This is a genomic window from Luteimonas sp. A534, assembly GCF_054072805.1.
This window is the reverse complement of the sequence record NZ_JBSVRR010000004.1, coordinates 244,032-270,680: the sequence shown is the minus strand read 5'-3', so window position 1 is coordinate 270,680 and position 26,649 is coordinate 244,032. Positions and strand designations below refer to the sequence as shown.

Sequence of the window (26,649 nt, the reverse complement as noted above, 5' to 3'; positions counted from 1 at the left end):
TATGACCAGGACGGCCGGACGCAAGCGGGTGGCGGTGGTGATCGGGGCGGGCAGCGTGCAGTGCGCGGCGGCCCTGGGCATGTGGAAGGTGCTGCAGCGCGAGGGGATCGGCATCGACCTGCTGGTCGGCTGCAGCGGCGGCAGCCTGTATGCCTCGGTGATGGCGCTGGGTTACGACCTGGCGTCCTGCGAGCGCCTGACCCGCGGACTGTGGACGCCGTCGCTGACCCGGCGCCGGGACGTGCGCTCGATGCTCAGCGCGTTCCTGCCACGCCTGTTCAAGTTCGACGGTGCCTTCGGCCTGGTCGACGACCGGCCGATGATGTCGGCGCTGGAAGAGATCTTCGGCGACCGGCGCTTCGAGGACGCGCGCACCCCGCTGCATATCGTCGCGACCGACCTCGAGAACGGGCAGAAGGTGGTGCTGGGAAAGGGCCGGGTGCGCGATGCGATCCGCGCGAGCATCGCGATCCCCTACGTCTGGAAGCCGGCGAAGATCGACGGCCGCTGGCTGATGGATGGCTGCGCGTCCGACCCGCTGCCGATCGATGTCGCGATCCGGGAAGGCGCGGACGTGATCCTGGCGATGGGTTTCGAGAGTCCGTATCCGAGCCGGATCCGTTCTGCGACGCGCTTCGCGTTCCAGGTCAACAGCGTCTATACGAACAACCTGCTGCGCGCGAACTACGCCTTCCACAACCTGGCGCACCACGCCGAGATCATCCCGATGATGCCGGACTTCGGCCGGCCGATCCGGCTGTTCGACACCGCCGAGATCCCGCACGTCATCGAGCAGGGCGAGCGGGCCACCGAAGCGCAGCTGCCGCATATCCGCCAGGCGCTGGAGGCCGTGGGTGCCTGACGCATCGCCCGCCGTCGCCGTGCCCAAGCGCCCGCGCGTCGCGCTGGTGGTGGGCTCCGGCGGCGTCAAGTGCGCCGCCGCGGCCGGCATGTGGAAGGTGCTCGAGCGCGAAGGCATCCATCCCGACATGGTGGTCGGCTGCAGCGGCGGCAGCATCTACATGGCCGGCATGGCGCTCGGCAGGACGGCGGCCGACGCCGAGCGCTACAGCCACGAAATGTGGACCGGCCTGTTCAAGCGCGTGCACTACCGCTCCGTGCTGCGCAGCCTGCTGCCGGGGCGCTTCGGATCCAGCGAACGCATCGGCCTGATCGATGACGCGGTGGTGGGCGCCAACATCGCCAGGCTGTTCGGCGGCAAGACCTTCGCCGATACCCGCATCCCGCTGCACATCGCCGCCACCGACCTGCACTCTGGCGGGAAGGTGGCCTTGAGTTCGGGTTCCATCGTCGATGCGGTGCGCGCCAGCGTCGCGATGCCGCTGCTGCTGCGGCCGTGGCCGGTGGACGGCCGGCTGCTGGTCGACGGCGGCGTGTCCGACCCGCTGCCGATCAGCCTTGCCATCCGCGAGGGCGCGGAGATCATCCTGGCGATGGGCTTCGCGCGGCCGCCGATGACGCGCATCGATTCGCTGCTCGGCATCGCCAACCAGGCGATCTCGGTCACCATCAACAACCTGCTGCATTCGACCTACGCCTTCTACAGCGCGGTCCACCACGCCGAGATCGTGCCGATCATGCCGACCTTCGACCGTCCCATCGAAATCGGCGACAGCCACCTGATCCCGTACATCATCGAGCAGGGCGAGCAGGCCATGCTGGCGGCGGTGCCCTACCTGCGGCAGCTCGGGTTGGGCGACGCGACGCGCGGCACGGCGAGTGCGGCAGCATGAACAGCCTGCGCGCGGTGAGCGAGCAGGCCCGCATCCTGGTCGTCGACGACACCGAGGCCAACCGCGACCTGCTGGTGCGGCGCCTGCAGCGCGAGGGCCATGCCACCGAGGTCGCGGCCAACGGCCACGAAGCCCTGCAGTGGCTGCGCGCGGGCGGATTCGACCTGATGCTGCTCGACATCATGATGCCGGGGATGAACGGCTACGAGCTGCTGGAACGCGTGCGCGCCGACGCCGAGCTGTGCCACGTGCCGGTGATCCTGATTTCCGCGCTGGACGACACCGACAGCGTGATCAAGGGCATCGAGCTGGGTGCGGACGACCACCTTCCCAAGCCCTTCAACCCGCACATCCTGCGCGCGCGCGTCGACGCCAGCCTCGCGCGCAAGCGCCTGCGCGATCGCGAACAGCTGCATGCGCGCAGCCTGCAGCGCGAGATGGATATCGCGCGCACGATCCAGGCGGGCTTCCTGCCGCATGCGCTGCCGGAGGCCGCAGGCTGGGACGTCGCGGCCTGGTTCCAGCCGGCGCGCCACGTCGGCGGCGATTTCTACGATGCCTATGCGCTGCAGGACGGACGCATGGTCCTTGTCGTGGCCGATGTCTGCGACAAGGGCGTGGGCGCGGCGCTGTTCATGGCGCTGTTCCGCAGCCTGCTGCGCGCGCAGGCGGAGCGGATCCTGCAAGGCGAAGGCAACGTTGCGGCCCAGGCCTGCGAACTGATGGCCGGCGTCAACGACTACATCGCACGCGTCCACGAGCGCGACAGCATGTTCGCCACCGTGTTCCTGGCGGTCCTCGATCCACTGTCGGGCGAGCTGGTCTATGTCAACGGCGGACACGAGGCGCCCATGGTCAGTGGGCCGGGCGGCGTGCGTGCGCGGCTCATGCCGACCGGGCCCGCGGTCGGGTTGATGCCAGGCGCGGTCTTCACCGCGGCGCACATCAACATCGGCCGGGGCGATTCCCTGGTCGCCTTCACCGACGGCGTGACCGACGCGACCGATGCCGACGGTGCCGCCTACTCCGAGCAGAGCCTGCTGGCGCGGCTGGCCTCCGCCGGCGGCCGGGCGGACGCGACCATGGCGGCGGTCCGGGAGGACGTGGAAACAGCGATGGGGACCGCGCCCCAGTTCGATGACATCACGCTGCTGGTCCTGCACCGCGCATCCTGAGTGCGGCAGGGCGTTTGGGCGGTTCCGGCGCTGCGGCCCGTCCCGGTCCTGCCGCCGGGCTAAAATGCGCGGCTCCCGCCTGCATCGACACGCCATGACCGTCCGCACCCGCTTCGCCCCCAGCCCCACCGGCTACCTGCACATCGGCGGTGCCCGCACCGCCCTGTACTGCTGGCTGGAGGCGCGCCGCCGCGGCGGCAGCTTCATCCTGCGCATCGAGGACACCGATCGCGAGCGCAGCACCCAGGCCGCGATCGACGCCATCCTCGAGGCGATGGAGTGGCTCGGCCTCGACTACGACGAAGGCCCGATCTACCAGACCTCGCGCGTGGAGCGCTATCGCGAAGTCGCCGAGCAGCTGGTGGCGGCCGGGCAGGCCTATTACGCCTACGAGTCGAAGGACGAGCTCGACGCCATGCGCGAGGCCGCCATGGCCGCCGGCGAGAAGCCGCGCTACAACGGCGCGTACCGCGACCAGGGCGCGCCGTACCGCGACGATCCCAACCGCGTCATCCGCCTGAAGAATCCGCTCGATGGCGTGGTCGCGTGGGAGGACAAGGTCAAGGGCCGCATCGAGATCAGCAACACGGAACTCGACGATCTCGTCATCTTCCGCCCCGACGGCTACCCGACCTACAACTTCGCCGTGGTCGTCGACGACCTCGACATGGGCATCAGTGACGTGGTGCGCGGCGACGACCACGTCAACAACACCCCGCGCCAGATCAACATCTACCTCGCGCTGGGCGCCGAGGTGCCGGCGTTCTCGCACCTGCCGATGATCCTCGACGAGCAGGGCGCGAAGCTCTCGAAGCGCACCGGCGCGGCCGACGTCATGCAGTACCGCGATGCGGGCTATTTGCCGCACGCGCTGCTCAACTACCTGGTGCGCCTGGGCTGGTCGCACGGCGACCAGGAGATCTTCTCCATCGACGAGATGCAGCAGCTGTTCGACCTCAAGGACGTCAATGCCAAGGCCGCGCGCCTGGACATGGCGAAGCTGGGCTGGCTGAACCAGCAGTACCTGAAGGACGACGCGCCTGCGGACGTCGCGAAGCATCTCGAGTGGCACCTGCGCGACGCCGGCTACGACCTCGCCGCCGGCCCCGCGCCGGCCGACGTCGTGCTCGCCCTGCGCGACCGCGTGCAGACGCTGAAGGACATGGCTGAACGCGCCGCGGTCTGGTACCAGCCGCTCACGGATTACGACGACAAGGCCGTGGCCAAGCACCTGAAGCCCGAGGCGCAGGCGCCGCTGGCCGAAGCCCGCCATCGCCTGCAGGCGCTGCCGGGCTGGACAGTCGAGGCCATTGCAGAAGCCCTCCAGGGCACGGCGGAAACGCTGGGGCTGGGCATGGGCAAGGTCGCGCAGCCGCTGCGGGTGGCGATCACCGGCACCCAGGTGAGCCCGGACATCGCGCACACGGTCTACCTGGCCGGGCGCGATGAAGCCCTGGGGCGCATCGACGCCGCGATCGCGCGCATTCCCGCCTGACCCCACCTGTGGGAGCGGCCATGGCCGCGATGGGCACCAGTGTTCTTGTTGGCCAACCGCGGAGCGATCGCCGCTATAGCGGCTCCCACATCTGGTGATGGCAGTGGGCGTGCCGGCTTGAGTCGCCGCACGTTCGGCACCATCATCCATATATGCCTGCGCATGCCCACGCCTGTACCGATCCCAAGCACCACGTCCATGACGGCCCCGCCTTCGTGGCCGCGGTGGAGCGCGCCTGCCGCGAGCGCGGCCTGCGCCTGACGCCGATCCGTGCGCACGTGCTGGGCCTGATCGCCGAGGCCGAGCAGCCGATCAAGGCCTACGACCTGCTGGACCGCGTGCGCGAGGGCAACGGCCCCGGCGCCGCCGGACCGCCAACGGTGTACCGCGCGCTCGATTTCCTGCTGGCCAACGGCTTCATCCACAAGCTGCAGTCGGTGAACGCCTTCGTGGCCTGCCACCATCCCAGCACCGCGCAGCACTCGGTGCCGTTCCTGATCTGCGACAGCTGCCACACGGCGGTCGAACTCGAGGACAGCAAGATCGTGGCCGCGCTCGACGAACGCGCGCTCGCGCTCGGCTTCCGGCCGCGGGCGCAGACGCTGGAGGTGCATGGCACGTGTGCTGACTGCGCCGCAGAGGAAGCCACCGGCCCGCCTTGAGTTCGCATCCTGCGTTGCCATTCGGGCCGTGCAACGTGCGGACCCGGGAGTGCGCCAGGGTCCGCCGGACGCCAGGCCATCTGCCGAGCGTCGGCTCAGGCCGGAAACAGGTCCCTGCTGCCGTCTGGCAGCGATCCCTCCAGCCGCAGCAGGAACGCCTTGGTGGGCAGCCCGCCACCGAATCCCGTGAGCGAACCGTCCGCGCCGATCACGCGATGGCAGGGCAGCACGATCGGCAGCGGATTGCGCCCGTTGGCCGCGCCGACCGCGCGCATCGCCGACGGTTTTCCAATGCGCTGCGCGAGGTCGCGGTAGCTCCACGTCCTGCCGTAGGGGATCGCGGCAAGCGTGGTCCACACGTTGCGCTGGAAGTCCGTGCCGCGGGGTGACAGCGGCAGGTCGAAATCGCGGCGCTTGCCGGCGAAATATTCCTCGAGCTGGCGCCGGGTTTCGACCAGCACCTCGTTGCTGCCTTCAAGCCACCCGTCACCCGCCGGCGGGGGGCGCGGTGGCGGGAAGTCGATGCGGCAAAGGCCGATGTCGTCGGCGGCCAGCGTCAGCACGCCGATGGGCGTGTCCATGTGCATGAAATTCTTCACGGTGCGGTTACCTCTCGCCTTCCAGTACGTGCGTGTTCGCGCGAAACCGTGTTGCCGGTTCGCATGCCCCCGGCAGCAGCGGGTGCCAGGGACTCCTTCCAGAGATGGATCACGGCGTAGGCGCGCCAGGGCCGCCATGCCTGCGCATGCGCGGTGAGGGCCTTGGCCGTGACGCGGGTGCCGTCGCCGGGCAGGGCCTTCTGCAGCACCAGGTCTTCGGCCGGGAAGGCGTCGGGATGCCCCAATGCGCGCATCGCGATGTACTGCGCCGTCCACGGCCCGATGCCGGGCAGTCCCACCCAGCGCGCGGCGAAGTCCTCCAGCGTGCGCTCGGGCCGGAAGTCGACGCGGCCGTCGAGCAGGGCGCGGGCCACGGTGCGGACGGTGTCGGCGCGCGCACGGGTCAGGCCGATCGTCGACAGGTCGGCCTCGGCCAGCGCGGCGGGCGTCGGGAACAGGTGTTCGAGCCCGTCATGGAACGGTGTCGGCAAGGCTTCGCCGAAACGCTGCGCCAGGCGGTTGGCGAGCGTGCGCGCGGCGGCCACGCTCACCTGCTGGCCGAGCACGGCACGCACCGCGATCTCGAAGCCGTCCCAGCCGCTGGGCAGCCGCAGGCCGGGGCGCTTGTCCAGCAACGGCCGCAGCCGCGGGTCCGCGGACAACGCGGCTGCGATCGCATGCGGGTCGGCGTCGAGGTCGAACATGCGGCGCAGGCGCTGCACGATGTCCAGCAGGCGCGAGGCCAGCGGTGCGTGCAGCTCCAGCTTCAGCGCGTGCTCGCCGCCCGGCCAGGCCGACACGCGCAGCCAGCCATGGGCGGACCCGTTGTCGCCGGCGATGACGCGGGCATAACTGGTGTCGTCCACGGCTTCCACGCCCGGCAGGGCGCGCCCGCGCAGGAAGGCCAGCATGGCCGCGAAGTCGTAGGGCGGGCGGTAGCCCAGGCGCAGCGCCAGGGTGTCGCCGCCGCTGTGCGTCGCTGCGCCCGGCTGCCGGCGCAGGTCGCGGGGGGCCATCCGGTAGGCGTCCTGGAAGGTGGCGTTGAAGCGGCGCAGGCTGCCGAAGCCCGCGGCCATCGCCACTTCGGTGATCGGCAGCGCGGTTTCGGTCAGCAGTTGCTTGGCGAACAGGAGCCGGCGGGTGCCGTGGACGCCGATCGGCGGCGCGCCGAGGCGTTCGACGAAGACCCGCCGCAGCTGGCGTTCGCCCAGTCCCACGCGTTCGGCGAGTGCGGCCAGCGGCGCATCCGCCAGCGCGCCCTGATCGATCAGCTTCAGCGCACGCGCAAGCGCCGCGTCACCGCGCCGCCAGGCGCCGTCGGACGGCGACAGTTCCGGGCGGCAGCGCAGGCACGGCCGGTACACGGCGGCTTCCGCCGCAGCCGGGTTGGCGAAGTAGGTCACGCGCTTCGCGTACGGCGCCGGGCACACCGGGCGGCAGTAGATGCGCGTGCTGTGCACACCGGTGAAGAACAGGCCGTCGAAGCGCGGATCGCGGCTTCGGCGCGCCTGGTCGCAGGTGTCGGCGGTGGGCAGGACGGGGCAGGGCATGGGCGCAGGCTAGCACCGCGCCCAGCGTGTGACTGGCCGGATTCGGACATCAGCACCGGGGCCCGACGGGCGGTGGCCGGGGGGTCCTGAAAGCAGCCTCGTTGCCCCGAAGCCCGAGCAACGTATTCGAGGGCCGGCACCCCGAGGCTAGAACAGCACGCGCACTCCGGCCGTCGCCCCGCGTCCAGCCAGGGGCGCAAGGTCCTTCAGGAATGAGGTGTGTACGCGCGCCTCCTTGTTGAGCAGGTTGTTGCCGTTGAGGAACAGTTCGACGGCGTTGCCGCTGGCGGTATCCAGGTGCCAGGCGAGGTTGGCGTGCACCAGCGTGTAGCCGGGCGTGGGCCGTTCGAACGCGGCGACGTCGTCCTGGCGCGCATGGCGCACCGCGCCGATGCCCGCGCGCCAGTGGTCGCTGGTCCAGCGCAGGTCGCCGCCGAAGCGCGACGGCGCGAGCCGCGGCAGGTTGCCGGAGAGCGGCAGCTCGGCCACGTAATCGTGGCTGTGCCCGCCGTGCGGCACCGAAATTTCGACTGTGCGCGTGCCGCGGCCGTCAAGCTTTCCGCGCACCACGTCGCCGAAGGCGCGCAGCGTCCACGCGCCGCTGCCGTTGTCGATGAAGGTCCACTCCGCTTCCACTTCCCCGCCGCTGAAGCGCGCGTCGGCCTGGTGCCAGGCGCGCAGCGGCAGGCCGCCGTCGACGATGCCGGTGTCGGCGAGATGGATGAAGTCGTCGTAGCGCACGTGGTACAGCGACGCTTCCAGGCGCAGCGGGCCGCGATGCCAGTGCAAGCCGATCTCGGCGCGGTTGGCGGTTTCGACGTCGAGGCCGGGGTCACCGAACTCGTGGCTTTGCGTCGCCACGTGCGTGCCGCTGGAGTACAGCTCCTCCGCCGTGGGCGAGCGCTGCGCGCGATCGAGCCCGAGCGACAGATGGACATCGGGCGTCAGGTTCCAGCGCGAGGCCAGCGAGAGGCTGGTGGTGTCGAAGTCGCGCGAGGGGCCGGCGTCGGCGGCGATGTCGATGCGGTTGCGGTCGTGGCGCAGGCCGAGCTCGAGGTTGGCGGGGCCGAAGTCGCGTTCGCCGATCCAGAACAGGCCGGCGTCACGCGAGTCGGAATCCGGCACAAACGCTTCCGCACCCATCGCGCTGAAGTCACGCTGGGACCATTGCAGGCCGAAGGCGCCGTCCCAGCCCGCCAGCGGGTGGTGGGCCAGCTCCAGGCGGCCTTCGACGGTTTCGTTCTCGAACACGGTGCCGACTGCATCGCCCTCGTACTCGGTGTGGGTGTAGTCGGTACGCGCCAGGCGCGCGCGCAGACTCTGGAAGGGACCGATGTCGTCGAGGCCGCCGCGCACTTCGGTGCGGCGCTGGTCCATCACGATGCGGACGCCATGGTCGCCGCCATGCCCAGGGTCGTGATCGTGATCATGATCATCATCATCATCATCATCATCATGGCCATGCCCGCCGTCTTCGACATGGACGTGGCCGGGCACGCCGTAGCGGGTGTTGAACAGGCTCTGGCCAACGCCGATGAAGCCGCTGTCGCCGATCCACGACAGCCCGAGCGCGCCACTGTCGGTGCGCACGAAGCTGTTGGGCAGGTAGCCGTGCGCGTCCTCGTCGTGCGCGTCCTCCCCATGGTCGTGGTCGTCGTGGCCGTGCTCACCCCGCAGCGCGGCGCTTTCCGCGTAACCGGGAATGTCGACGTCGCCGGTTTCGCGATGCAGCGCGTCGATGTGGAACACGAGGCGGCCCGAGGCCGAGGTGCCGTCCAGGCGGAGCATGCCGGTGCGCTCGTCGTTGACGCTGCCCGCGCGCAGCTCGGCGCGTCCCTCGAGCGGCCGCGCCGTGGCGAACTCGGGGATGCGGCCGTCGACCACGTTGACCGCGCCGCCGATGGCGCCGTTGCCGTACAGCAGGCTGGCCGGTCCCTTCAGCACCTCGATCTGGTTGGCGAGGAACGGCTCGATGCTGACGGCGTGGTCGGCGCTGACCGTGGACACGTCGCCCGCGGCCATGCCGTCGCTGAGCACCTGCACGCGCGCGCCTTCGAGCCCGCGGATGATCGGACGCCCGACGCCGGCGCCGAAGAACGAGGACTGCACGCCGGGCAGGCGCGCGACCGTCTCGCCAATGGAGCTGGCCTTGGCCTCGTCCAGGCGCTCGCCGGCCAGTACCGCCACCGGACGCGCGAGGTCCTCGGCAGTGCGGGCGATGGGGTTGGCGCGGACCGTGAGCGCGTCGAGGTCGGTGACGCCATGGCCGTGGCCCCTCTCCGGATCCGTTGCCGGGGCGGCGGCGGGGTCCTGGGCCGCGGCAGGGCCGGCCAGCAGTGTGAGCAGGATGGCGCCGGCGAGGGCGGTGGGGCGGAGGAAGGGTCGGGGGTGGGGCGGCGTTGTCAGGGGCATCTTCAGGGGATGGTGGGGAATTCGAATGGAATGTTATACTGTTCCAACTTCGACGCCACCCCAACGAACGTCATGGCCACATCGTGCAAGCTCCATCGAGCAGACCGGATCGGCTTCGCGGCGTCATTCCTGTGCGCCGTCCACTGCGCACTGCTGCCGCTGGTGCTGGCCGTGCTGCCCACGCTCGGCCTGTCCCTGGGCGGGCAGGTCGACATCGACCAGGCGTTCACCGTGTTCGCCACGCTGCTGGGCGCCACCACGCTTGCGATCGGCTTCCGTCGCCATCGTGCCTTCCGTGCCTGGGCCCTGCTGCTGCCCGGCCTGGGACTGGTGTGGCTGGGCGCGTTCAGCGCGCTCCACGACCACGGCCTGCTGCACGCGGTGGTGATGACCGTGGGCGGCCTGATGATCGCCGGCGCACACCTGCTGAACCTGCGCTTGAGCCATGCCGCAGAGGTCCGTTCCACGCGCTGAAACCGGCGCCCGTGATAGGATTCGCGCCCTATGGCGTGCAAGGGCGCGCCACCGCAACGAACACCAGGAGCAACCGATGGGCAAGGGCGATCGCAAGACGGCCAAGGGCAAGCGCTACAACTCCAGCTACGGTAACGCCCGCAGCCAGGTCACCGCGAAGACGACCGGTTCGGCCGCGGCGCCAGTCGCGAAGAAGGCCGGCGCCAAGACCGTGGCCAAGGCCCCGGCGAAGAAGGTCGTGGCCAAGAAGACCGTCGCCAAGGACTGAGCCTCGCGCCGGTTCCACGCAGCGAAGCCCCGCCAATGCGGGGCTTCGTCGTTATCGGCGTCGCCGCCGGCTTCAGCGGACTTCCGCCCCCGCCTCGATTGCAAGCCAGGCCCGCATCAGGTTGCCGCCAAGGATCTTGCGGATGGCTTCGTCCGAATGACCGCGCGCCTGCAGCCCGGCCACGAGGTTGGGGAAGTCGGCGACCGTGCGCAGTCCTTCCGGCAGTTCGCCGTCGACGCCGTCGAAGTCCGAACCGATGCCCACGTGGTCGACGCCGATCAGCTTCACCGCGTAGTCGATCTGGTCGAGCACGTCACTGATGGGCGCCTCCACGCGCGGATGGTCGCGCTGCCACTGCTCGGAGAACGCTTTGCGGTCCAGCGCCGGTTCGCCGGCGGCCACGCGCGCGGCGCTCTCGCGGTCGAAGCGGAGCGACTCGCGGAACCAGTCGCGCGTATTGGCCGCGGCCTGCGCATTGACGAAGGCGGTACCGAACGGGATCTGCACCACGCCGCCCTTGGCCGCGATCGCCTTGGCCAGTTCGTCGCTGAGGTTGCGCTCGAAGTCGGGCGTGAAGTGGCGCAGCGCCGAATGGCTGGCGATCACCGGCACGCTGCTGAGTTCGACCGCCTGGCGCACGGCGTCATCGGAAAGGTGCGAGACGTCGACCATGATCCCGAGCCGGTTCATCTCGCGCACGACTTCGCGGCCGAACGGGCTCAAGCCGTTCCAGCGCTTCTCGACCGTGTACGAAGAGTCCGCCAGGCGGTTGTTGGCGCTGTGCGCGAGGGTGATGTAGCGCACGCCGCGGTCATGGAAGAAGGCCAGCTGCGCGAGGTCGTCGCCGAGCGGCGCGCCGTTTTCCATGCCCAAGGGCAGCAGGACGCGCCCGCCCGCCATCAGGCGCTCGACATCGCGAGGCGAGGTGAGGATGGCGAAGCGGTCGGGGTGGCGCGCGGCCAGCGCCTCGATCGCGTCGATCTGGATGTTGGCCGCCTGCCATGCGGTGCCGGATTCGTCCTGACGCGCCGAGGTGTAGATCGACATGAAGGCCACGTCCAGGCCGCCTTCGCGTGCGCGGGGGTAGTCGAACTCGCGATCGGGCGCGGCCACGCCGAGGTCGGCCCAGGTGTCGACCAGCACGCCGGGCGCATCGATATGGGTATCGACGATCAGCGCATCGGCGGCCAGCGCGCGCGCGGCATCGGTGGCCTGTGCTGCCGCCGGCGCAGCCAGCGCGAGCGACAGGGCGAAGGCGAGGGCGGCAAGCGGCAGGGCAGGTGTCATGCGGATCATCTCCGGGGTCATGCGACGCGATGGCCGCTGGAATGGACGGACGCGGCGAGGTCGCCGCCGAGCCAGTAACACAGGGCCGCGGGCTCGCGCACCCGCCAGCGCACGAAGTCCGCGCGCAGGCCGGCCCGCAACACGCCGCGGTCGTCGAGCCCGAGCGCCCGCGCGGCATGCACGGTCGCGCCACGCAGCGCTTCGGCGGGTGTCAGGCGGAAGTGCGTGCAGGCCAGCTGCATCGCCTGGCGCAGCGACAGCAGCGGCGAGGTGCCCGGGTTGCAGTCGGTGGCCACGGCCATCGCCACGCCATGGGTGCGGAAGGCATCGATGGGCGGCAAGGTGGTTTCGCGCAGCACGTGGAAGGCACCGGGCAGCAGCACGGCGACGGTGCCGGCGGCCGCCATGGCGCGGACGCCGGCCTCGGACGTGTGCTCGACATGGTCGGCGGACAGGCCGCCGAATTCCGCCACCAGCGCCGCACCTTCGCCGTCGCTGAGCTGGTCGGCGTGCAGCTTCACCGGCAGCCCGAGCGCGCGCGCGGCTTCGAAGACGCGCCGCGTCTGCGCGGCCGTGAAGCCGATGCGCTCGCAGAACGCATCGACGGCGTCGACCAGGCCCTCGGCATGCAGGCGCGGCAGCCAGTCGCAGACCGCGTCGATGTAGCCGTCCGCGTTGCCTGCGAACTCCGGCGGAAGCGCATGCGCGCCGAGGAAGGTCGTGTGCACGGGGATGCCGAGCGTCTCGCCCAGCTCGCGCGCGGTGCGCAGCATCTTGCGTTCGTTCTCGAAGTCCAGGCCGTAGCCGGACTTCACCTCGAGCGTGGTCACGCCGTCGGCGACCAGGGCGCGGGCGCGTGGCAGCGACTCGGCCAGCAGCGCCTGCGCATCCGCGGCGCGGGTGGCGCGCACGGTCGAAACGATGCCGCCGCCGGCGCGCGCGATGTCCTCGTAGCTGGCGCCCGTCAGGCGCTGTTCGAACTCGGCGGCGCGGTCGCCGGCGAACACCAGGTGGGTATGGCAGTCGACCAGGCCGGGCGTGACGAGGTCGCCGCCTCCATCGATGACCTCATCGGCCAGGTCGGCAGGCGCGGCCGGCAGGCTGTCGCTGGTTCCCACGAACACGATGCGCCCGCCGCGCCAGCCCAGTGCGCCGTCGTCCACCAAGCCGTAGCCATTGGCGGCATCGAGCGTGGCCAGGCGCGCGTTGACCAGCAGGCCGTCCCAGCGCTCAGCGGCCAAGGGCAGCGGCCTCCGGCATCGACACGGTATGAATGGCGTTGCGCGGCATGGACCAAACCTCTCTGGGCGTCGACGCGGTAGCCTATCGCACCCTCCGCCGGAGCGTTCCGCCATGCCTGCCAGCCCCGCCACGCCCGCGCCCTTCGTCCGACAGGTGGACGGCGGCTGGCAGCTGCCCGGCATCGCCAACCTGCACTCGCACGCCTTCCAGCGCGCCATGGCCGGGCTGGCCGAGCGCCAGACCCATCCCGAGGATTCGTTCTGGACCTGGCGCGACACCATGTACCGCATGGCCGCGCGCTTCGACCCGGAATCGCTGCACGCGGTCGCCAGCCAGCTCTACGTCGAGATGCTGGAAGCCGGCTACACCACCGTGTGCGAATTCCATTACCTGCATCACGCGCCCGACGGCCGGCCCTACGCCGATCCGACGGCGATGTCGCAGGCCCTGATCGCGGCCGCGCGTGACACCGGCATCCGCCTGACCCTGCTGCCGGTGCTGTACATGACCGGTGGCTTCGACGGCCGCGCGCTGGGCGTGCGCCAGAAGCGCTTCGGCCATGACGTCGACGGCTACCTGCGCCTGTTCGAAACGCTGCGCGCGCAGTCCGACGACATGCTCCGCGTCGGCTGTGCCCTGCACAGCCTGCGTGCGGTTCCGGCGGATGCGATGCAGGCGGTGCTCGCAGTGCTCCCCCCCGATGCGCGCATCCACATCCACATCGCCGAGCAGGTGGGCGAGGTGCAGGACTGCCTCGCCATCCGCGACCGTCGCCCGGTGGAATGGCTATTGCAGAACGCGGACGTGGATGCACGCTGGACGCTCGTGCACGCGACCCACCTCAACGACTGGGAAGTCGCGGGCATCGCCAAGAGTGGCGCGACCGTCGCCATCTGCCCCACCACAGAGGCCAACCTCGGCGACGGCCTGTTCCGCCTGCGTGATTACCTCGCGGCCGGCGGCGCCTGGGGCATCGGCTCGGACTCTCACATCTCGGTGTCACCGGTGGAGGAGCTGCGCTGGCTCGAGTATGGACAGCGGCTGGTGAGCCGCCATCGCAATATCGCTGTGCGCCCGGACTCGCCCAGCGTGGGCCAGACGCTGTTGGGCGGGGTGCATGCGACGGCGGCTAACGCCACCGGCTTCGACGCCACGGACGACGTCGTGGTGCTCGACGCACAAGCGCCACTGCTGGCTGGCGCGACCGCGGGGGACGTCGCCGACCGCTGGCTGTTCAGCGGCAACCGGCCATGCGTGGCGGAGGTCCGGGTTGCGGGCCGCACCGTGGTGGCCAGTGGTTGCCACGCGGACAGGGACCGCGTGCTCTCGCGCTACGGCGACGCCATGCAGCTCCTGCTGGGTGCGGGAAGCAGCGCGTACTGACGCGACTGGGTTCCGCTGGCGGGGACCGGCGGAAGTACTCAGATGATCGGGGGCGCCACCGCGCGCCATGCGTTCGCGATGGTTGCGGTGACCGCGCTGTAGACATCCTGCAGCGCCCGCTCCAGCGGGTCGGCCCGTTCGATGGAGTACGGCAGGCGCTGCTCGATGGCGGCCTTTACGGGACCGATGTTGTGGGCGTTGGCCAGGTTCGAAATGCCCTCGGGATTGCGGAGCTGGAGGTGCGTTCCCAGCGGGTCGGGGAGCATGTCGGCGATCGGAAGCTGGCGCTGCACGAGGGTCGCCCAGTCGCCATCGACGCTGTAATGACGCATCTGGCCGTTCTCCGCGTTCCCGCGCACGGCACCCGGGTCCAGCCCGAGCTGGCGCAGCGTGTTGTCGTGCACGCCCTGGCCGTTGAAGGTGACTGCGGTGCTGCCCGTTGCAGCAGCGGCGACCGAGGCCAGGCCGCCGCCCAGCGAATGCCCGGTATAGACGACGTTGTCGCCACCGAAAGCGTTCTCGACCTGGTGCGCGAACGCCACCGCGTTGTCGTACTGCCGCGTCTGGAATCCCGCCGACTGCGCGATGACGGTGCCGACGTCCTCCACGCCACCGGTGTTGTTGCCGGCGTAGGCCACGACGTAGTGTCCGTTGCCTTCGGTATAGACGCCCGCCTCCATGCCATCGCGGTACTGCAGGCCGGGATCGATTCCGGCGCTCGCGAGTTCGCCGTCACCTACCCGCTGCCATCCCGGCGCGTCGCCACGCTGGTAGACCGCACCGGCAACGTCGGCCATCGCAGCGTCGAAACCCCAGTGCGGCTCGCTGCCGGCGACGGACCGGTCGAATCCGACGTCGCGATCGGGCACATGGCCCGCGGCGGGCGCCAGGGCCTGGTGGACCTGGCGAAGGAACAGATCGACTGCGCGCAGTGCGTCGTTGATGGGCGGGAGCATGGTGCGATCGACCTCCGTCGGTGGCATTGGACGCTGACCGCACGAAGTCTTCCCGCCGCCTGAAGACGCAACAAGCTGGGGCGCCCGCTAGGTGCGCGACAGCCGGGCGCCGGCGACATGGGGACGCCCCCAAGTGGTGCGCCTGGAACGGATGTGGCCAGGTGTGAAGCCGGGGGCATGTCCAATACGAACAGACGGGAGAGTCCGATGAAGAAGTTGATGCTGTCGACGGCGGCCACGCTGCTGGTCGCTCTTGGAGTGGCCGGAAGCGTGGCCGCGGGTGTTGCCGCGCAGGATGGTCGCCTGGCGGTGGAGCAGGAGTGGCTGTCCGCCGAGGCCGCGTTGGCCAGGGAACGGGCGGACTACCCGCTCTGGTTCGAAAGCGCCTACCAGCGCTACCCCACCATCCCGCGCGGGTTGCTCGAGGCCATCGCCTACGTGGAAACCAACTGGATCCACGTCGAAGCCGAGCCGCATGGGGGGGAAGGGCACCGCCACATGCCCGCGTCCCACGGCGTGATGGGTCTGTATCGCGGCGCCGGTTTCGACGACCAGGTGGCCGCGGGCGGCGAGCTGCTCGGCGTCAGCGAGCGCCTGGTCATCGTCGATCCTGAAATCAACATCCTCGCCGCGGCAGCGCTGCTCGACCGTGCGGCAAAGCAGGGCGGCGGTCCGGGCGCCCGACCACACGGCGGCGTCGAGGCGTGGACCGGCGCACTTGCGCGATACGCGGGCTACGGTCCGGGTGACGGCAATATCCAGGGCTTCGCGCGCCAGAGCTTCGCCTACGAGGTGCTGCAGACGCTGTCGCGCGGCGTGTCGGAAAGCGGCATACGTATCCCGGCCCAGCCTGTGGAGATGGCGCTTGCCTTCCCGATCGAACGCCTGGAACTGCTCGGCGCACCCGCGCTCAGGATGGACTTCGACACCGACACCATTGGCGCCACGGACGGGCCCGCGAACGCGCAGCCGGCACGCGTAGGCGTGAAGACACCCGGCGCGCGCGTCACCGCGCTGGATTTCGGCGAGGCGATCTGGAACCCGGCGCACTCAAGCAACTACAGCACCGCCGGCAACGCACGCTCCGCCGTGATCATGCACACCATCGAAGGCAGTTATGCCGGCGGCATCTCCTGGTTCAAGAACCCGGCGTCCAACGTGTCCGCGCACTACGTGATCCGCAGGTCCGACGGCCAGATCACGCAGATGGTCCGCGAGCAGCACCAGGCATGGCACGCCGCGTACCACAACCACTACACGATCGGCATCGAGCATGACGGCCGCGCGGTCGACCCCGGGAACTGGACCGCGGCGATGATCAACGCATCCGCACGCCTCACCCGGAGCATCTGCGCGCGGCAGCCTGTCAATTGCGCATCCGCCTGGCAGGGCCCCGGCTACGACCATTGGCAGGTGGTTCCCGACAGCGTGCGCATCAAGGGCCACGGGATGCTTACCAGCAACCAGAACCGCTACGACCCCGGCCGGTATTTCCCGTGGGCCCACTTCCACGGCCTGATCAACAACGGCGCGCCGCCGCCCGTCGCGACGCCGACGTACCTGGTGGACACGTTCGCCAGCGCGCCGGGTTATTCCTCGCCCACCGGTGGCTCGCAGACCGGCACGCTGCACGCAGGCACGCACTACGTGTATTGCAAGACCTGGGGTCGCGAGATCCGCAACGGCTCGTCCTTCAACCGCTGGTGGATGAAGACCGATCTCGACGTGGGTCCGGCGGGGCAATGGGTGTCGGCGTACTACTTGGGCCGCTGGGGGAACGATGAGGCGCGCGACAACGATGGCTACGACCTGCCGCGTTGCGAAGTCCTCCCGCACGGCGAGATCGGCAGGAAGTACTACGCGATCGGCGGGGTGCGCAGCGTGCTCGGGGTACCGATGCTGGCCGAGATGGCGTCGCAGGCGGGCGGCCGCTTCCAGCAGTTCGCGAGGGGCATCATCCTGTGGCATCCGCGTACCGGCGCCTCGGCGATCCACGGCCGCATCCTCGATCACTTCGCCGCGACCGGTTCGGAAACGCGCTGGGGCTTCGCGATGATCGACGAGCTCGATGCGGCGGTGTCACCGGTCTCGGGGCAGCGTGGGCGATTCCAGTACTTCGAGCGCGGGCTGTTCCTGTGGACTCCGGCTACGGACGTGCATGCGATCCACGGTGCGATCCTGGCCCACTTCGAAACCAGCGGGCGCGAGGCGGCGCACGGCTACCCGGTCGCGGATGAAGAGTCGCACGGCGGCAACGGCCGCAAGCAGCGCTTCGAGCGCAGGACGTTCTACTGGACGCCGGAACGGGGCGTCTGGACGGACTGAGCACCGCCTCGTCGGGCAGTCGGCAACCATGCCGGCTGCCCGACCGGTTCCGCCCATGAAAATTTCCGTATTGGACTGCGACTAATCTTGTAAGGCGTCCAACGGAAGGCGACATGCGGGGAACAGACATCGAAGCGGCGTTCACGGCCATGCTTCGCGACAACCATGCAGCGATCACGCGCCTTGCGCGTCGCTATGCCGGTCCCGACGACTGGCAGGACCTGGCGCAGGACATGCAGCTCCAGCTCTGGCGGAGCTTCCGCGACTTCGACGGTCGCGCCCTGGTGTCCACGTGGGTCTACCGCGTGGCCCTGAACACCGCCATGAGCCATTTGCGCAAGCCCCGCCGGGAGCACGTTCCGCTGGACGTGGCGCCCGAGCGCGGCGATACCGGCCACGCCGTGGATCCAATGGACGTGCTCGACGACTTCCTGTCCCTGCTGGATCCCGTGCAGCGCGGGATCCTCCTGCTCGACCTCGAAGGATTGCCGCGCGAACAGGTGGCCGAAGTCCTTGGTCTGACGCCCAACGCGGTCGCCGTGCGCATGACGCGCCTGCGCCAACTTTTCGAACGCCGTTTCCTGGAGGACTGATGATGGACTGGGATGACATCCGGAGCCGCTGGCGCGAAGACGTGACGCACGCGCCCCTCGTGTCGATCGAGGAACTCCAGCGCACCGATGACAGGTTGGCGAGGGCGGTCCGGAGGCGCGATCGCATCGAGACCGTGGCGGCGGTGCTGGTGGCCGCATTCTTTTCGTTCAGCTGTGTCGTCGCCGGGATGCAGGGGCGCTGGATCGCGGTGGCCTTCGGCCTGGTCGTGGTCGCCTGGGCGGTATGGCTTCCGTTCGCCTTCCGCCGGGCCCGGCGCGCAGTGCCCGCCGCCGATCCGCGCATGCCGCAGCTGCTGTACCTGACGCGACAGCGCGATGCGGCGCTGGTGCAGGCGCGACTCCTGGAGCGGGTCTGGCTCTGGTACCTGACGCCGCCCGCGGTCGGCATCTTCGGCCTGACGCTGGCCATGAGCGGCGTCACGACGCGCTCGATGGCCTACCTGGCGTGCGTCGTGGCGCTGTACGGGGGACTGGCATGGGTCAACCGCCGCGTGGCGAGGACGCAGTTCCGCGCCCACGCCGAACAGCTCCAGGGTCACATCGAACGCCTTGGCAACGACATTGATTGACCGACTGCCTTACATGACAAGGAGATCTCCATGACCAAGCGCGTCCCTCGCATCCTTCCGGCGCTTGCCGCCCTGGTGCTGGCGGTGTCCGGCACCGTCCATGCCGCCGATGACGCCAGCCTGGCCGCGGTCGTCGACCAGCGCCTGTCCGGCGACCGCACCGGTGCCTGCATGGCGGTGGCGGTGATCGAGAAGGACGCGGTGGCACGGGCGTTCCGCTGCGCCGATCCGGCGGACGCCGGACGCATCGGTCCGGATAGCGCGTTCGAGATCGGCTCCGTTTCCAAGACGATGACCGCCACCCTGCTCGCGGATCTGATCGTGCAGGGCAAGGCCTCGCTGGACGACCCGTTGGCCGGCCATCTGCCCGAAGGCAGCGTGGTGCCCGACTTCGAGGGCCAGCCGATCCTGCTGCGCCACGTGGTCACGCACACCAGCGGCCTGCCCGCGCTGCCGCCCGGTATCGCCGTGACGAACCTCGCCGATCCCTATGCCGGCATGACCACGCGGGCGCTCCTGGACTCGCTGGGGCAGGCAGAGATCTCGCAGGCGCCGGGCACGGCCTTCGAATACTCCAACTTCGCATCGATGCTGCTGTCTTACGCGGTCGCGCACCGGGCCGGCACCGATTTCGAAACACTGCTGCGGCAGACGCTGTTCACGCCGCTGGGCATGGAGCACGCCTACGTCAACCAGAAGCCCGGGGCCGTGCGCGCAGCCCTTGGCCATCTGCCGAACGCCGCGGTGACGCCGGCGTGGAACTTCGCCACCGATCTCGCGGGCGTCGGCGGCGTGCGCGCCACGCTCGACGACATGGTGCGTTACGTGGAGGGCAACCTCGATCCCTCGACTACGCCGCTGGAAGCAGCCATCACGATGGTGCAGCAACCGGTCAGCGAACAGCCACCGATGGCGATGAACTGGATGCTGATGCCGGTGGCCGAACGCACGGTGCTGGTGCATGAAGGCGGCACGGGCGGCTTCTCGTCGTTCGTCGCCGTGGACAAGGCGCGCCAGCGCGGCGTGGTGATCCTGTCCGACACTGCCTGGAGCTCCATCGACGGCCTCGGCAGCCTGGGCATGCACCTGGTGGACGCCTCGTTCCCGCTGGGCGCGCCGCGCAAGCTGGCCTCGCCACCGCAGGATCTCCTCGACGGACTCGCGGGCGAATACCAGCTGCAGGGCGCGATGGCCATGAGCCTGCACCAGCGCGATGGGCAGCTGTTCTTCGAACCCGCGGGGCAGGGCGAACACGCGCTGTCCTATGACGACGCCGGCGACTTCTTCCCGACCGTGGTCGACGCCCTGCTGCGGCCGCAAAAGCAGGCCAACGGCAAGTACGCCTTCACCTGGATGCAGGGTGGTGGCGCCATCCCGGCCACGCGGCGGGGCGTGGGCGGCGATGCCGCGCCTGCGACCGCACTGTCGGATGCCGAGCTCGGCGCCTACGCGGGCGAGTACGCGCTGATGCCGGGCTTCGTGCTGTCGGTGCGTGCACGCGACGGCAGGCTGTACGCCCAGGCCACGGGACAGGGCGAGTTCCCGCTGGACCCGACCGCAGCCGACACCTTCGAGGCGCCCGCCTTCGGCATCAGGCTCGTGTTCAAGCGCGGGGATGACGATGCCGTGGCATCGCTGGACCTGCACCAGGGTGGGCAGGTCCTCAGCGGTATGCGCGGCGAGTAGGCCGCGCCACGACCGCGGCGCTCAGTCGGCCGCCGCGGGCGCCAGCGCCGGCAGCAGCGCCGCCGGATCGCCGTCGTTGTCGGCAGCCGGGATGCCAAGCAGGCGCGTGAGCAGCGGATACACGTCGACGTTGTCGATGGGATCGATCACGGCGCCTTCTCGGAAGGCGGGACCCGAGGCAATGAACACCGCTCGCATCGATGGCAGCGCCGGGTCATAGCCGTGCGAACCACGCGTGCCGCCCTTGGCACGTCCTTCCAGCATCCGTGGCAGCAGGGCATCCCAGCCTTCGTCCATCTGGCAGACGATGGCCGGCACGCGCGGATGGGTGCCGTAGTGCCAGCGGGCGGGCAGTTCGTCCCGGCGCCAGCACTCGTAATGGTCATGGCGACCGAGCAGGCGCGCCTCCACCTCCGACTCGAAGCCGGGATTGGGCTGCACCTGCACCACCTGGCCGATGCTGGTCAGCCGCGCCTGCTCCATCGTCACCATGTCGCTGACGGACACCTGGTTGCCCGGCGGCACCGCGGCCATGCCGTGGTCGGACACCAGCACGATGTTGGTGTCCTGCAGCCGGCCGCCGCGCTCGAGCGTGTCGAGCAGGCTGCCGATGGCGGCATCGATCTCGACCAGCGCTTCGCGCGCCTCGTCGGAATCCGGCCCGAAGGTATGCGCGGCCGTGTCCACCGCGTGGAAGTACAGCGTGGCCAGGCGCGGACGCGTTGCATCGTCTTCCAGCAGCCAGCCGGCCACCGTGGCGGCGCGCTCGGCGGCGGTGACCGTCTCGTCGTACAGGTTCCAGCGCGTCGGTCGTACCCCGGTGATCTCGGCCTCGGAGCCCGGCCAGAACATGGTGGCGGTGGGGGTGCCGGCCTTCTCCAGGGTCACCCAGAGCGGCTCGCCGCCCCACCAGCCGCCGTGGCCGACCGCGTCGCGATCGGAGAGGCGGAAGGTGCCGAGGTCGTCGTCATGCATCGAGTTGTGGACGATGCCGTGGCGATCCGGGCGCAGGCCGGTGACGATGGTGTAGTGGTTGGGGAAGGTAAGCGAGGGGTAGGAGGGCGTCATCCAGCGCGCCTGCACCCCGGCGGTGGCGAGCCGGGCGATAGCGGGCGAGTCCACGGGATTGATGCGGTCGGGATGCAGGCCGTCGACCGAGATCAGCACCACCGCGGCCGTGGGCGCGTGTAGAGCGGAACCGGCTGCCGACGCCGTGCGCCCGGTGCCAACGGCCGCTGGGCCGGCACAGGCGGAGAGTGCAAGGAGGGATGCGAGGAGGAGGGCGAGCGGGATCGGAGAAGGCGGTGTCATGCGGCCAACGGTAGCGGAGAAGTGTTGCACCGGTATTCCGGCGCGCCGGCGGGGTCGCCGGCGAGCACGCAGGATACCGGTGCCGCTTCTCAGGGGGTAAGCATGGCCCGCGGGACGCTCTCCGGCTGCGGGGTAGGTGCGGTGAACGCCTGCGGCCGGTGTTCCTGCAGCGACACCGGTGGCACCACCACCTTCGGCAGCAGGCGCCTGGTGAAATGGCGATCCTCGTAGTAGCGGATCTTGTCGCACATCACCGGGTGCGACAGGCCCTCGTACAGGAAGATTTCCTTCTTCGGTCCCATGGCCTTCAACTCCTGGGGAAGCATCAGCGCGCGCTTCTCCTGCGCATCGCTGTACGAGGTGTTGCGGCCCTGGCCGCGCGCACGCGACTGCGTCCGGTTCTTGCGGTGCACGGTCGTGTAACCGAGCATTTCAGAATAGTCGTTGGCATCCTGCTGCTCGCGGGGCGCGTACAGGATCTGCAGTGCGTGGTTGGTGATGATCGTCCTTGAAAGCTCCTTCCCGTAGACGGCATCGAGCTGTGCCATGGACTGGATGATCGGGAACAGGCGCAGGTTGTAGCCGGCCATGTAGGCGACGGACTTGGCGATGATGTCGACCCTGCCCAGCGAGGTGAACTCGTCCATCAGCAACAGGCACTGGTGGCGCAGCTCGGGGTTGGCCTGTGGCAGCTCCCTGGTGTTGACGTTGATGAGCTGGCTGAAGAAGAGGTTCACGATCAGCCGGCTTTCGGCGAGCTTGTTCGGCTGGATGCCGATGTAGATCGTCATCTTCCGCTTGCGGACGTCATCGAGGCGGAAATCGTCGTCACTGGTGGCGGCGTCGAGGACGGGGTTGATCCAGGCGTTCAACGGCTCCTTGAAGGTGCCGACGATCGACGCGAAGGTGACGTCGGCCTGCGACAGCAGCCCGGCGAACGCGGTGCGCGCGTTCGCACTGAGGAATGACGCACGCGACAGGGACTCGAGGTAGGGCTTGAGTTCAAGTCCGCCGGTATCCGAGGACAGCCGGTAGATGCGTCCCAGCGTCGGCATGGTGCCCACCGTACCCTCGTGGTCGGCCTGCTCGAACAGGTACAGGGTGAAGGCCATGAACGCATTGCGCGCCTGGCTGGTCCAGAACTTGTCCTTGTCGTCGCCGTCGGGGTACAGCATGGCGGCGATGCTCATGAGGTCGGACACCCGGAACGCGGGATCAGCCGACACATAGCTCAGCGGGTTCCAGCGATGGGTGCGCCGGTCCTCGGCGAAGGGATTGAACAGGTAGACGGCCTGTCCCTGCTGCGCGCGCCAGCCCGACGTCAGGTTGAAGTTCTCCTGCTTGATGTCGAGCACCACCACCGATTCGCCGTACTCCAGCAGGTTCGGGATCACCACGCCCACGCCCTTGCCCGAGCGCGTCGGCGCCGCCAGTACCGCGAACTGCTGCCCCGACAGGCGCAGCAGCTTGCCGTGCATCTTGCCCACCACGATGCCGTCGCTGGCGGACTTCAGGAAGCCCTTCGAGACGAGGTCGACCATGTTCGCGAAGCGCGCCCTGCCGTGCAGGTACTTGCCGCGGCCGAAGCGGAACACCACCACGGCGAGCGCCAGCCACGCCAGCGCCGGGAGTCCAAAGCCGACGGCGCCGGCAAGCCGGACCCGGGTGGCGAAGGGCTGCATCCGCGGGTGGTCGAGCATCTGCATGTACGCCCACCAGGTGTTGGGCGCGAGCGTGGCGGTGTCGAGTTTCATCAGCACCAGCGCAAGCCAGCCCGAAGCGTAAAGCCCGGCCACGAAGGCCGCGATGGCGAAGATGAGTGTGATCGCGAGTTTTGGTCTGGTCATGGCATCGGCCGTTGGCAAGGTGTCGGATGTGTGTATCGGATGCGTTTCATCGCGCCGCCTGGTCGCCTGCAGGCGCGGATACGTCGACCAGGATGTAGTCGGCGTTCTTCGACCAGCGCGGTTGGCCCTGGGCGAGCTTCATGCACGGGCGGCCATCGCAGGACGTGACGGTGACGTGCCTGAGCGCCTCCAGGACATCGGCCTGCACCTGCGTGTGCTGGATGCGCTGCGCGTTGTTCCAGACGATGAAGCTGGAGCCGGCGATGGTGAGGAACGCGGCGGCACCGACCGCGACGATCGACTTCCATGCCATTGCCCGCATCCGGCCGCCCACCATGGCCTGCTCGCGACCGAGCTGGTCGGCGGCGCGCTGCAACTCCCGGGCGCTTTCACCGATGGCTGCCGTGGCCATGCCCACCTCGCGCGCGATCGCCTGCCGGACCGCCGTCTCCGCATGCTGCAGGAGTTCGTCGCGGCCCGCGGACACGATGCTGCCCACCTCGCCTTCCACACGCTGCAGCATGAGTCCCAGGTCACGCGCGCTTGCCGAGCTCTGCTGCGCGGCATCCTCGCAGCGGCGCTCGAGCGTCGCCGCCAGCAGGGTCGCCTTTTCGAGGAACTGCACCATCTCGTCGTACTGGGTGGCATTCATGTCGGTTGTCCGGAAGGTTGGGTGGCGAGGCGGTGCCAGCCCGGGCGAGGGGCATCGGTGGCGGCTACGCGCGCAGCTCGCGTCGTGCCGCGGTAGCGGTGGATGGCAAGGGCGCTGGCCGGGAGCGCCAAGGCCAGCAGCGCCCACCACCATCCGGTGCGTGCCGACGTGGCGTCCGGCTGCGAGAGTCGCGCCTGCGCCCGCGCGAGTGCCTGGTCCTGCGCCACCACGACCCGCCGCATTTCGTCGCTTGCGGCTTCCAGTTCCACGACCCGGGCACGCAGGTGTTGCAGTTCGGCCTCCTGGCTCGCGACCAGCTCGATCACCGGGCCGGACGCGCCAGGGGAAGCGGCGCTGCCGGCCAGGGCAATCGGTGGTGGCAAGTCCATCGCCGTGACGCCATGCGGTGTGATTTCCAGGCGGCTGGGCGTCGCAGCGGTCGCAGTCGCAGTCGCAGTCGTGGCGCCTGCCGCCGCGGCCGCGGCGGACTGCACGGCAGCGAGGGCGGCCTCCATTTCCGCCGCCAGCGGGCCATCGCGCCACGCGCGCGCGTGGACGGCCACCAGCGTTCGCGCGTCGTCGACGGGGATGCCGGCGACGACGGCCACGGAGGGCATCTCAAGCTCGGCGCCAAGCCGCAGTCGGTTGATGTTGCCGGAGACGAACGCGTGCGGATTGGACACGAGCAATGCAGCGAGGGCCTGTTCGTGCAGCGCACCGTCAGGGCGCGTGCGGGATGCGATTGCCGACAGCGTGTCGCCCGGCGCAACCGTGATGCGACGGATGTCGTCGCTGGCCTCCCTTCGTGCTGCCGGCTCGATGCGTGACGTAGTCACGCTTGTCGGTGCCGTACTTGCAGATGTCGCATTGGGAGTTCCCGCATTGACAGGCACCGGTGGCGCCAGTGCGATCGGCGTTGCGACGTCCGCAGTGCTCGCCGTCGAATCAATTGCGGTATCCACCGGTTCATCCAGAGCAACGACATCACCCGTTGGCGGCTCCGCGAGTGAGATGGCCGTGACGAGGCCAGGTGAATCGGGGGCGCGCTCATGGAGGGCCACGGAGAACTCGCGGATCATCCGGCCCGTGGCCCAGTCGAGCTGGACCAGGAAGCTGAAGAAATCTTCCTGCACCGGCGCATCGGTCGTCACGCGTATCACCGCGCGGTCCTGCATCTGGACTACGTTGAACCGCAGGCCCGCGACAGCCCCCGCAGGTCTTTCCAGTCCCACGCGCGCGAACACCACCGCCGGTGCAAGCTCCACCTGCAGTGCGCGCAGTTCATCCGCGCTGGCCTGCACGGGGATGTCCGCCTGCAAGCGCTCCCCGAGCGCGGAGTGGACGCGAATCGCATCGATGTCGAGCGCATGTGCCGGCAAGACCAGCACCGCGAACAACAACAACGTGCGTCTGAAGTACGAAACCCCTGTAGTGAAATGCATCCTTGCACCGTCAGATAATCCGCCAATGTCTTGAGCCAATGTGATGCCTGTCACTGTTCTTGTTTGAACGCGTGACCAACAACGTCTACGACTCCCTACAGCAGAGCATAAAGTGACGCGAACTGCTTGACGAAATGTTGCATTGCTCGCTACGGTTCATCGCGCTGACCGCAGTCATGGAGGTCAAGCGACAGGGGAGATGAAGTCGCTTTTCGATGGAGCTGGCGCGGCGGTCCAACGTGGACATGCGCACCGGTCGTGCCATCGACAGCACTGCATCGGGGTCAAAGGGACAGGGGATGCCAAGGGCATGAAGGCCAAGGACTGGCGCTGCTTCGCACATCGCGATGCCGCGAAGGTTGCAATCGAACGAACAGGTTCCGCCAGGCGGGTGTCCGTCGCGGCGGGGTCGTCGTTCCCGTGTCGCTTGCGCGGCTCCCGCTCCTCACCGCTTCGAATCGTTCCCGGCGCTTCGGTTGCCCTGGATCACGCGTACGCGCACACCAACGGAAGAGCAGAATCGTGAAACCAGTCTTCGTCCGCTGTTTGCTTGTCATGCTTGCTTCGCTGGCGCTGCTCTCGGCGTGCACCACGCCCGAGGCGCCCGGTGTGCGCGGACGGTGGAAGCCTGTCAACGGATTTGCACAGGCCCCGCAGGCGATCCCGCTCCAGGAAATGTACCTCTATCGCGCGCATCCGGCGGACGCCACGCTGAAGACCATGCTGGGCCGTTGGGCGCGCGACCGGAAGATGAGCCTGTCCTACCTGCACCCGAACGACTACACGCTGCATGAACCAGTGGCGCGGATCCATACCGCCGACATGCATGCCGCCGTTCGCGCGCTGAGCGACGCCTACGCTGCACAGGGCGTCCACGTCGCGGTCCAGGACAACCAGATCGTCGTGCGCGCCGCGAGCGCCACGGTCGAATCTGAAAGCTGACCGG

At 69.4% G+C, this 26,649-nt stretch carries 22 protein-coding genes and 1 pseudogene; 13 read left to right on the top strand and 10 right to left on the bottom strand.

Annotation, left to right across the window (positions count from 1 at the left end):
- The first annotated feature begins 1 nt into the window (after position 1).
- The 5 genes from ACW5F0_RS11485 (at position 2) to ACW5F0_RS11465 (ending at position 5,086) form a co-directional block, all read left to right on the top strand.
- On the top strand, positions 2-862 hold the full coding sequence (locus tag ACW5F0_RS11485; protein ID WP_456965798.1) for a patatin-like phospholipase family protein: 861 nt from the start codon (positions 2-4) through the stop codon (positions 860-862).
- Positions 855-1,754, top strand: a complete 900-nt coding sequence (locus tag ACW5F0_RS11480; protein ID WP_456999776.1) for a patatin-like phospholipase family protein — start codon at positions 855-857, stop codon at positions 1,752-1,754. The genes ACW5F0_RS11485 and ACW5F0_RS11480 overlap by 8 nt, the downstream gene beginning before the upstream one ends.
- Positions 1,751-2,929, top strand: a complete 1,179-nt coding sequence (locus tag ACW5F0_RS11475; protein ID WP_456999775.1) for a PP2C family protein-serine/threonine phosphatase — start codon at positions 1,751-1,753, stop codon at positions 2,927-2,929. The genes ACW5F0_RS11480 and ACW5F0_RS11475 overlap by 4 nt, the downstream gene beginning before the upstream one ends.
- Positions 2,930-3,023: 94 nt before the next feature.
- Positions 3,024-4,424, top strand: coding sequence for a glutamate--tRNA ligase (gltX, locus tag ACW5F0_RS11470; RefSeq protein ID WP_456999774.1), 1,401 nt, complete (start codon positions 3,024-3,026; stop codon positions 4,422-4,424).
- A 152-nt stretch (positions 4,425-4,576) separates the two neighbouring features.
- Positions 4,577-5,086, top strand: coding sequence for a transcriptional repressor (locus ACW5F0_RS11465; RefSeq protein WP_456965802.1), 510 nt, complete (start codon positions 4,577-4,579; stop codon positions 5,084-5,086).
- A gap of 95 nt (positions 5,087-5,181) precedes the next feature.
- Here ACW5F0_RS11465 and ACW5F0_RS11460 read toward each other — a convergent pair whose 3' ends face one another.
- The 3 genes from ACW5F0_RS11460 to ACW5F0_RS11450 form a co-directional block, all read right to left on the bottom strand.
- Complete coding sequence (locus ACW5F0_RS11460) at positions 5,182-5,673, bottom strand: methylated-DNA--[protein]-cysteine S-methyltransferase (RefSeq protein ID WP_456966013.1); 492 nt, start codon at positions 5,671-5,673, stop codon at positions 5,182-5,184.
- A gap of 8 nt (positions 5,674-5,681) precedes the next feature.
- Positions 5,682-7,235: an AlkA N-terminal domain-containing protein gene (locus tag ACW5F0_RS11455; RefSeq protein ID WP_456999773.1), complete on the bottom strand. Its 1,554-nt coding sequence runs from the start codon at positions 7,233-7,235 to the stop codon at positions 5,682-5,684.
- Positions 7,236-7,382: 147 nt separating this feature from the next.
- Positions 7,383-9,647, bottom strand: coding sequence for a TonB-dependent receptor domain-containing protein (locus ACW5F0_RS11450; RefSeq protein WP_456999772.1), 2,265 nt, complete (start codon positions 9,645-9,647; stop codon positions 7,383-7,385).
- Between the two features lie 72 nt (positions 9,648-9,719).
- Between ACW5F0_RS11450 and ACW5F0_RS11445 the strand changes: the two genes are divergently transcribed.
- A complete protein-coding gene (locus tag ACW5F0_RS11445) occupies positions 9,720-10,121 on the top strand; it encodes a MerC domain-containing protein (RefSeq protein WP_456966014.1) in 402 nt (133 codons plus the stop codon).
- A gap of 76 nt (positions 10,122-10,197) precedes the next feature.
- Complete coding sequence (locus tag ACW5F0_RS11440) at positions 10,198-10,389, top strand: 30S ribosomal protein THX (protein ID WP_456965805.1); 192 nt, start codon at positions 10,198-10,200, stop codon at positions 10,387-10,389.
- A 72-nt stretch (positions 10,390-10,461) separates the two neighbouring features.
- Here ACW5F0_RS11440 and ACW5F0_RS11435 read toward each other — a convergent pair whose 3' ends face one another.
- Positions 10,462-11,676 (bottom strand): dipeptidase, encoded by a 1,215-nt coding sequence (locus ACW5F0_RS11435; protein WP_456999771.1) that lies wholly within the window; start codon positions 11,674-11,676, stop codon positions 10,462-10,464.
- Between the two features lie 17 nt (positions 11,677-11,693).
- On the bottom strand, positions 11,694-12,917 hold the full coding sequence (gene hutI / locus ACW5F0_RS11430) for an imidazolonepropionase (RefSeq protein WP_456999770.1): 1,224 nt from the start codon (positions 12,915-12,917) through the stop codon (positions 11,694-11,696).
- A 112-nt stretch (positions 12,918-13,029) separates the two neighbouring features.
- Between hutI and ACW5F0_RS11425 the strand changes: the two genes are divergently transcribed.
- The gene (locus ACW5F0_RS11425) at positions 13,030-14,301 is read left to right on the top strand and encodes a formimidoylglutamate deiminase (RefSeq protein WP_456965808.1); all 1,272 of its coding nucleotides are present in this window, start codon (positions 13,030-13,032) and stop codon (positions 14,299-14,301) included.
- A gap of 38 nt (positions 14,302-14,339) precedes the next feature.
- Here the strand turns inward: ACW5F0_RS11425 and ACW5F0_RS11420 are convergent, their stop codons facing one another.
- Positions 14,340-15,257, bottom strand: coding sequence for a hypothetical protein (locus ACW5F0_RS11420; protein WP_456999769.1), 918 nt, complete (start codon positions 15,255-15,257; stop codon positions 14,340-14,342).
- A gap of 207 nt (positions 15,258-15,464) precedes the next feature.
- Between ACW5F0_RS11420 and ACW5F0_RS11415 the strand changes: the two genes are divergently transcribed.
- From ACW5F0_RS11415 to ACW5F0_RS11400, 4 genes are all read left to right on the top strand, one after another.
- Complete coding sequence (locus ACW5F0_RS11415) at positions 15,465-17,582, top strand: N-acetylmuramoyl-L-alanine amidase (protein ID WP_456999768.1); 2,118 nt, start codon at positions 15,465-15,467, stop codon at positions 17,580-17,582.
- A gap of 113 nt (positions 17,583-17,695) precedes the next feature.
- The gene (locus tag ACW5F0_RS11410; protein WP_456965811.1) at positions 17,696-18,175 is read left to right on the top strand and encodes an RNA polymerase sigma factor; all 480 of its coding nucleotides are present in this window, start codon (positions 17,696-17,698) and stop codon (positions 18,173-18,175) included.
- Positions 18,175-18,765, top strand: coding sequence for a hypothetical protein (locus ACW5F0_RS11405; RefSeq protein WP_456965812.1), 591 nt, complete (start codon positions 18,175-18,177; stop codon positions 18,763-18,765). The genes ACW5F0_RS11410 and ACW5F0_RS11405 overlap by 1 nt, the downstream gene beginning before the upstream one ends.
- A 30-nt stretch (positions 18,766-18,795) precedes the next feature.
- On the top strand, positions 18,796-20,451 hold the full coding sequence (locus ACW5F0_RS11400) for a serine hydrolase (protein ID WP_456999767.1): 1,656 nt from the start codon (positions 18,796-18,798) through the stop codon (positions 20,449-20,451).
- A gap of 21 nt (positions 20,452-20,472) precedes the next feature.
- Here the strand turns inward: ACW5F0_RS11400 and ACW5F0_RS11395 are convergent, their stop codons facing one another.
- From ACW5F0_RS11395 to ACW5F0_RS11380, 4 genes and pseudogenes are all read right to left on the bottom strand, one after another.
- Positions 20,473-21,762: an alkaline phosphatase family protein gene (locus tag ACW5F0_RS11395; RefSeq protein ID WP_456999766.1), complete on the bottom strand. Its 1,290-nt coding sequence runs from the start codon at positions 21,760-21,762 to the stop codon at positions 20,473-20,475.
- Positions 21,763-21,926: 164 nt separating this feature from the next.
- A pseudogene (locus tag ACW5F0_RS11390) lies at positions 21,927-23,609 on the bottom strand (type IV secretory system conjugative DNA transfer family protein); the annotation flags it as partial.
- A 46-nt stretch (positions 23,610-23,655) separates the two neighbouring features.
- Positions 23,656-24,261, bottom strand: a complete 606-nt coding sequence (locus ACW5F0_RS11385) for a hypothetical protein (RefSeq protein ID WP_456965815.1) — start codon at positions 24,259-24,261, stop codon at positions 23,656-23,658.
- Positions 24,258-25,703: a type IV pilus assembly protein FimV gene (locus ACW5F0_RS11380; RefSeq protein ID WP_456999765.1), complete on the bottom strand. Its 1,446-nt coding sequence runs from the start codon at positions 25,701-25,703 to the stop codon at positions 24,258-24,260. Before ACW5F0_RS11380 ends, ACW5F0_RS11385 begins: the two co-directional genes overlap by 4 nt.
- A gap of 555 nt (positions 25,704-26,258) precedes the next feature.
- On the opposite strand from ACW5F0_RS11380, the gene ACW5F0_RS11375 reads away from it, so the two are divergent.
- Positions 26,259-26,645 carry a hypothetical protein gene (locus ACW5F0_RS11375; protein WP_456965817.1) on the top strand — a complete coding sequence of 129 codons (387 nt, stop codon included), beginning with the start codon at positions 26,259-26,261 and terminating at the stop codon, positions 26,643-26,645.
- Positions 26,646-26,649 lie beyond the last annotated feature (4 nt).

Bases quoted from the DNA above. Each gene is read 5' to 3' on its own strand.
- ACW5F0_RS11445 (WP_456966014.1), top strand. From the start codon at position 9,720: ATGGCCACATCGTGCAAGCTCCATCGAGCAGACCGGATCGGCTTCGCG.
- ACW5F0_RS11455 (WP_456999773.1), bottom strand. From the start codon at position 7,235: ATGCCCTGCCCCGTCCTGCCCACCGCCGACACCTGCGACCAGGCGCGC.
- ACW5F0_RS11425 (WP_456965808.1), top strand. From the start codon at position 13,030: ATGCCTGCCAGCCCCGCCACGCCCGCGCCCTTCGTCCGACAGGTGGAC.
- ACW5F0_RS11435 (WP_456999771.1), bottom strand. From the start codon at position 11,676: ATGACACCTGCCCTGCCGCTTGCCGCCCTCGCCTTCGCCCTGTCGCTC.
- ACW5F0_RS11375 (WP_456965817.1), top strand. From the start codon at position 26,259: ATGCTTGCTTCGCTGGCGCTGCTCTCGGCGTGCACCACGCCCGAGGCG.
- ACW5F0_RS11485 (WP_456965798.1), top strand. From the start codon at position 2: ATGACCAGGACGGCCGGACGCAAGCGGGTGGCGGTGGTGATCGGGGCG.
- ACW5F0_RS11460 (WP_456966013.1), bottom strand. From the start codon at position 5,673: ATGCACATGGACACGCCCATCGGCGTGCTGACGCTGGCCGCCGACGAC.
- ACW5F0_RS11440 (WP_456965805.1), top strand. From the start codon at position 10,198: ATGGGCAAGGGCGATCGCAAGACGGCCAAGGGCAAGCGCTACAACTCC.
- ACW5F0_RS11475 (WP_456999775.1), top strand. From the start codon at position 1,751: ATGAACAGCCTGCGCGCGGTGAGCGAGCAGGCCCGCATCCTGGTCGTC.
- ACW5F0_RS11405 (WP_456965812.1), top strand. From the start codon at position 18,175: ATGATGGACTGGGATGACATCCGGAGCCGCTGGCGCGAAGACGTGACG.
- ACW5F0_RS11400 (WP_456999767.1), top strand. From the start codon at position 18,796: ATGACCAAGCGCGTCCCTCGCATCCTTCCGGCGCTTGCCGCCCTGGTG.
- ACW5F0_RS11410 (WP_456965811.1), top strand. From the start codon at position 17,696: ATGCGGGGAACAGACATCGAAGCGGCGTTCACGGCCATGCTTCGCGAC.
- ACW5F0_RS11415 (WP_456999768.1), top strand. From the start codon at position 15,465: ATGAAGAAGTTGATGCTGTCGACGGCGGCCACGCTGCTGGTCGCTCTT.
- ACW5F0_RS11395 (WP_456999766.1), bottom strand. From the start codon at position 21,762: ATGACACCGCCTTCTCCGATCCCGCTCGCCCTCCTCCTCGCATCCCTC.
- ACW5F0_RS11385 (WP_456965815.1), bottom strand. From the start codon at position 24,261: ATGAATGCCACCCAGTACGACGAGATGGTGCAGTTCCTCGAAAAGGCG.
- ACW5F0_RS11420 (WP_456999769.1), bottom strand. From the start codon at position 15,257: ATGCTCCCGCCCATCAACGACGCACTGCGCGCAGTCGATCTGTTCCTT.
- ACW5F0_RS11380 (WP_456999765.1), bottom strand. From the start codon at position 25,703: ATGCATTTCACTACAGGGGTTTCGTACTTCAGACGCACGTTGTTGTTG.
- gltX (WP_456999774.1), top strand. From the start codon at position 3,024: ATGACCGTCCGCACCCGCTTCGCCCCCAGCCCCACCGGCTACCTGCAC.
- ACW5F0_RS11465 (WP_456965802.1), top strand. From the start codon at position 4,577: ATGCCTGCGCATGCCCACGCCTGTACCGATCCCAAGCACCACGTCCAT.
- ACW5F0_RS11450 (WP_456999772.1), bottom strand. From the start codon at position 9,647: ATGCCCCTGACAACGCCGCCCCACCCCCGACCCTTCCTCCGCCCCACC.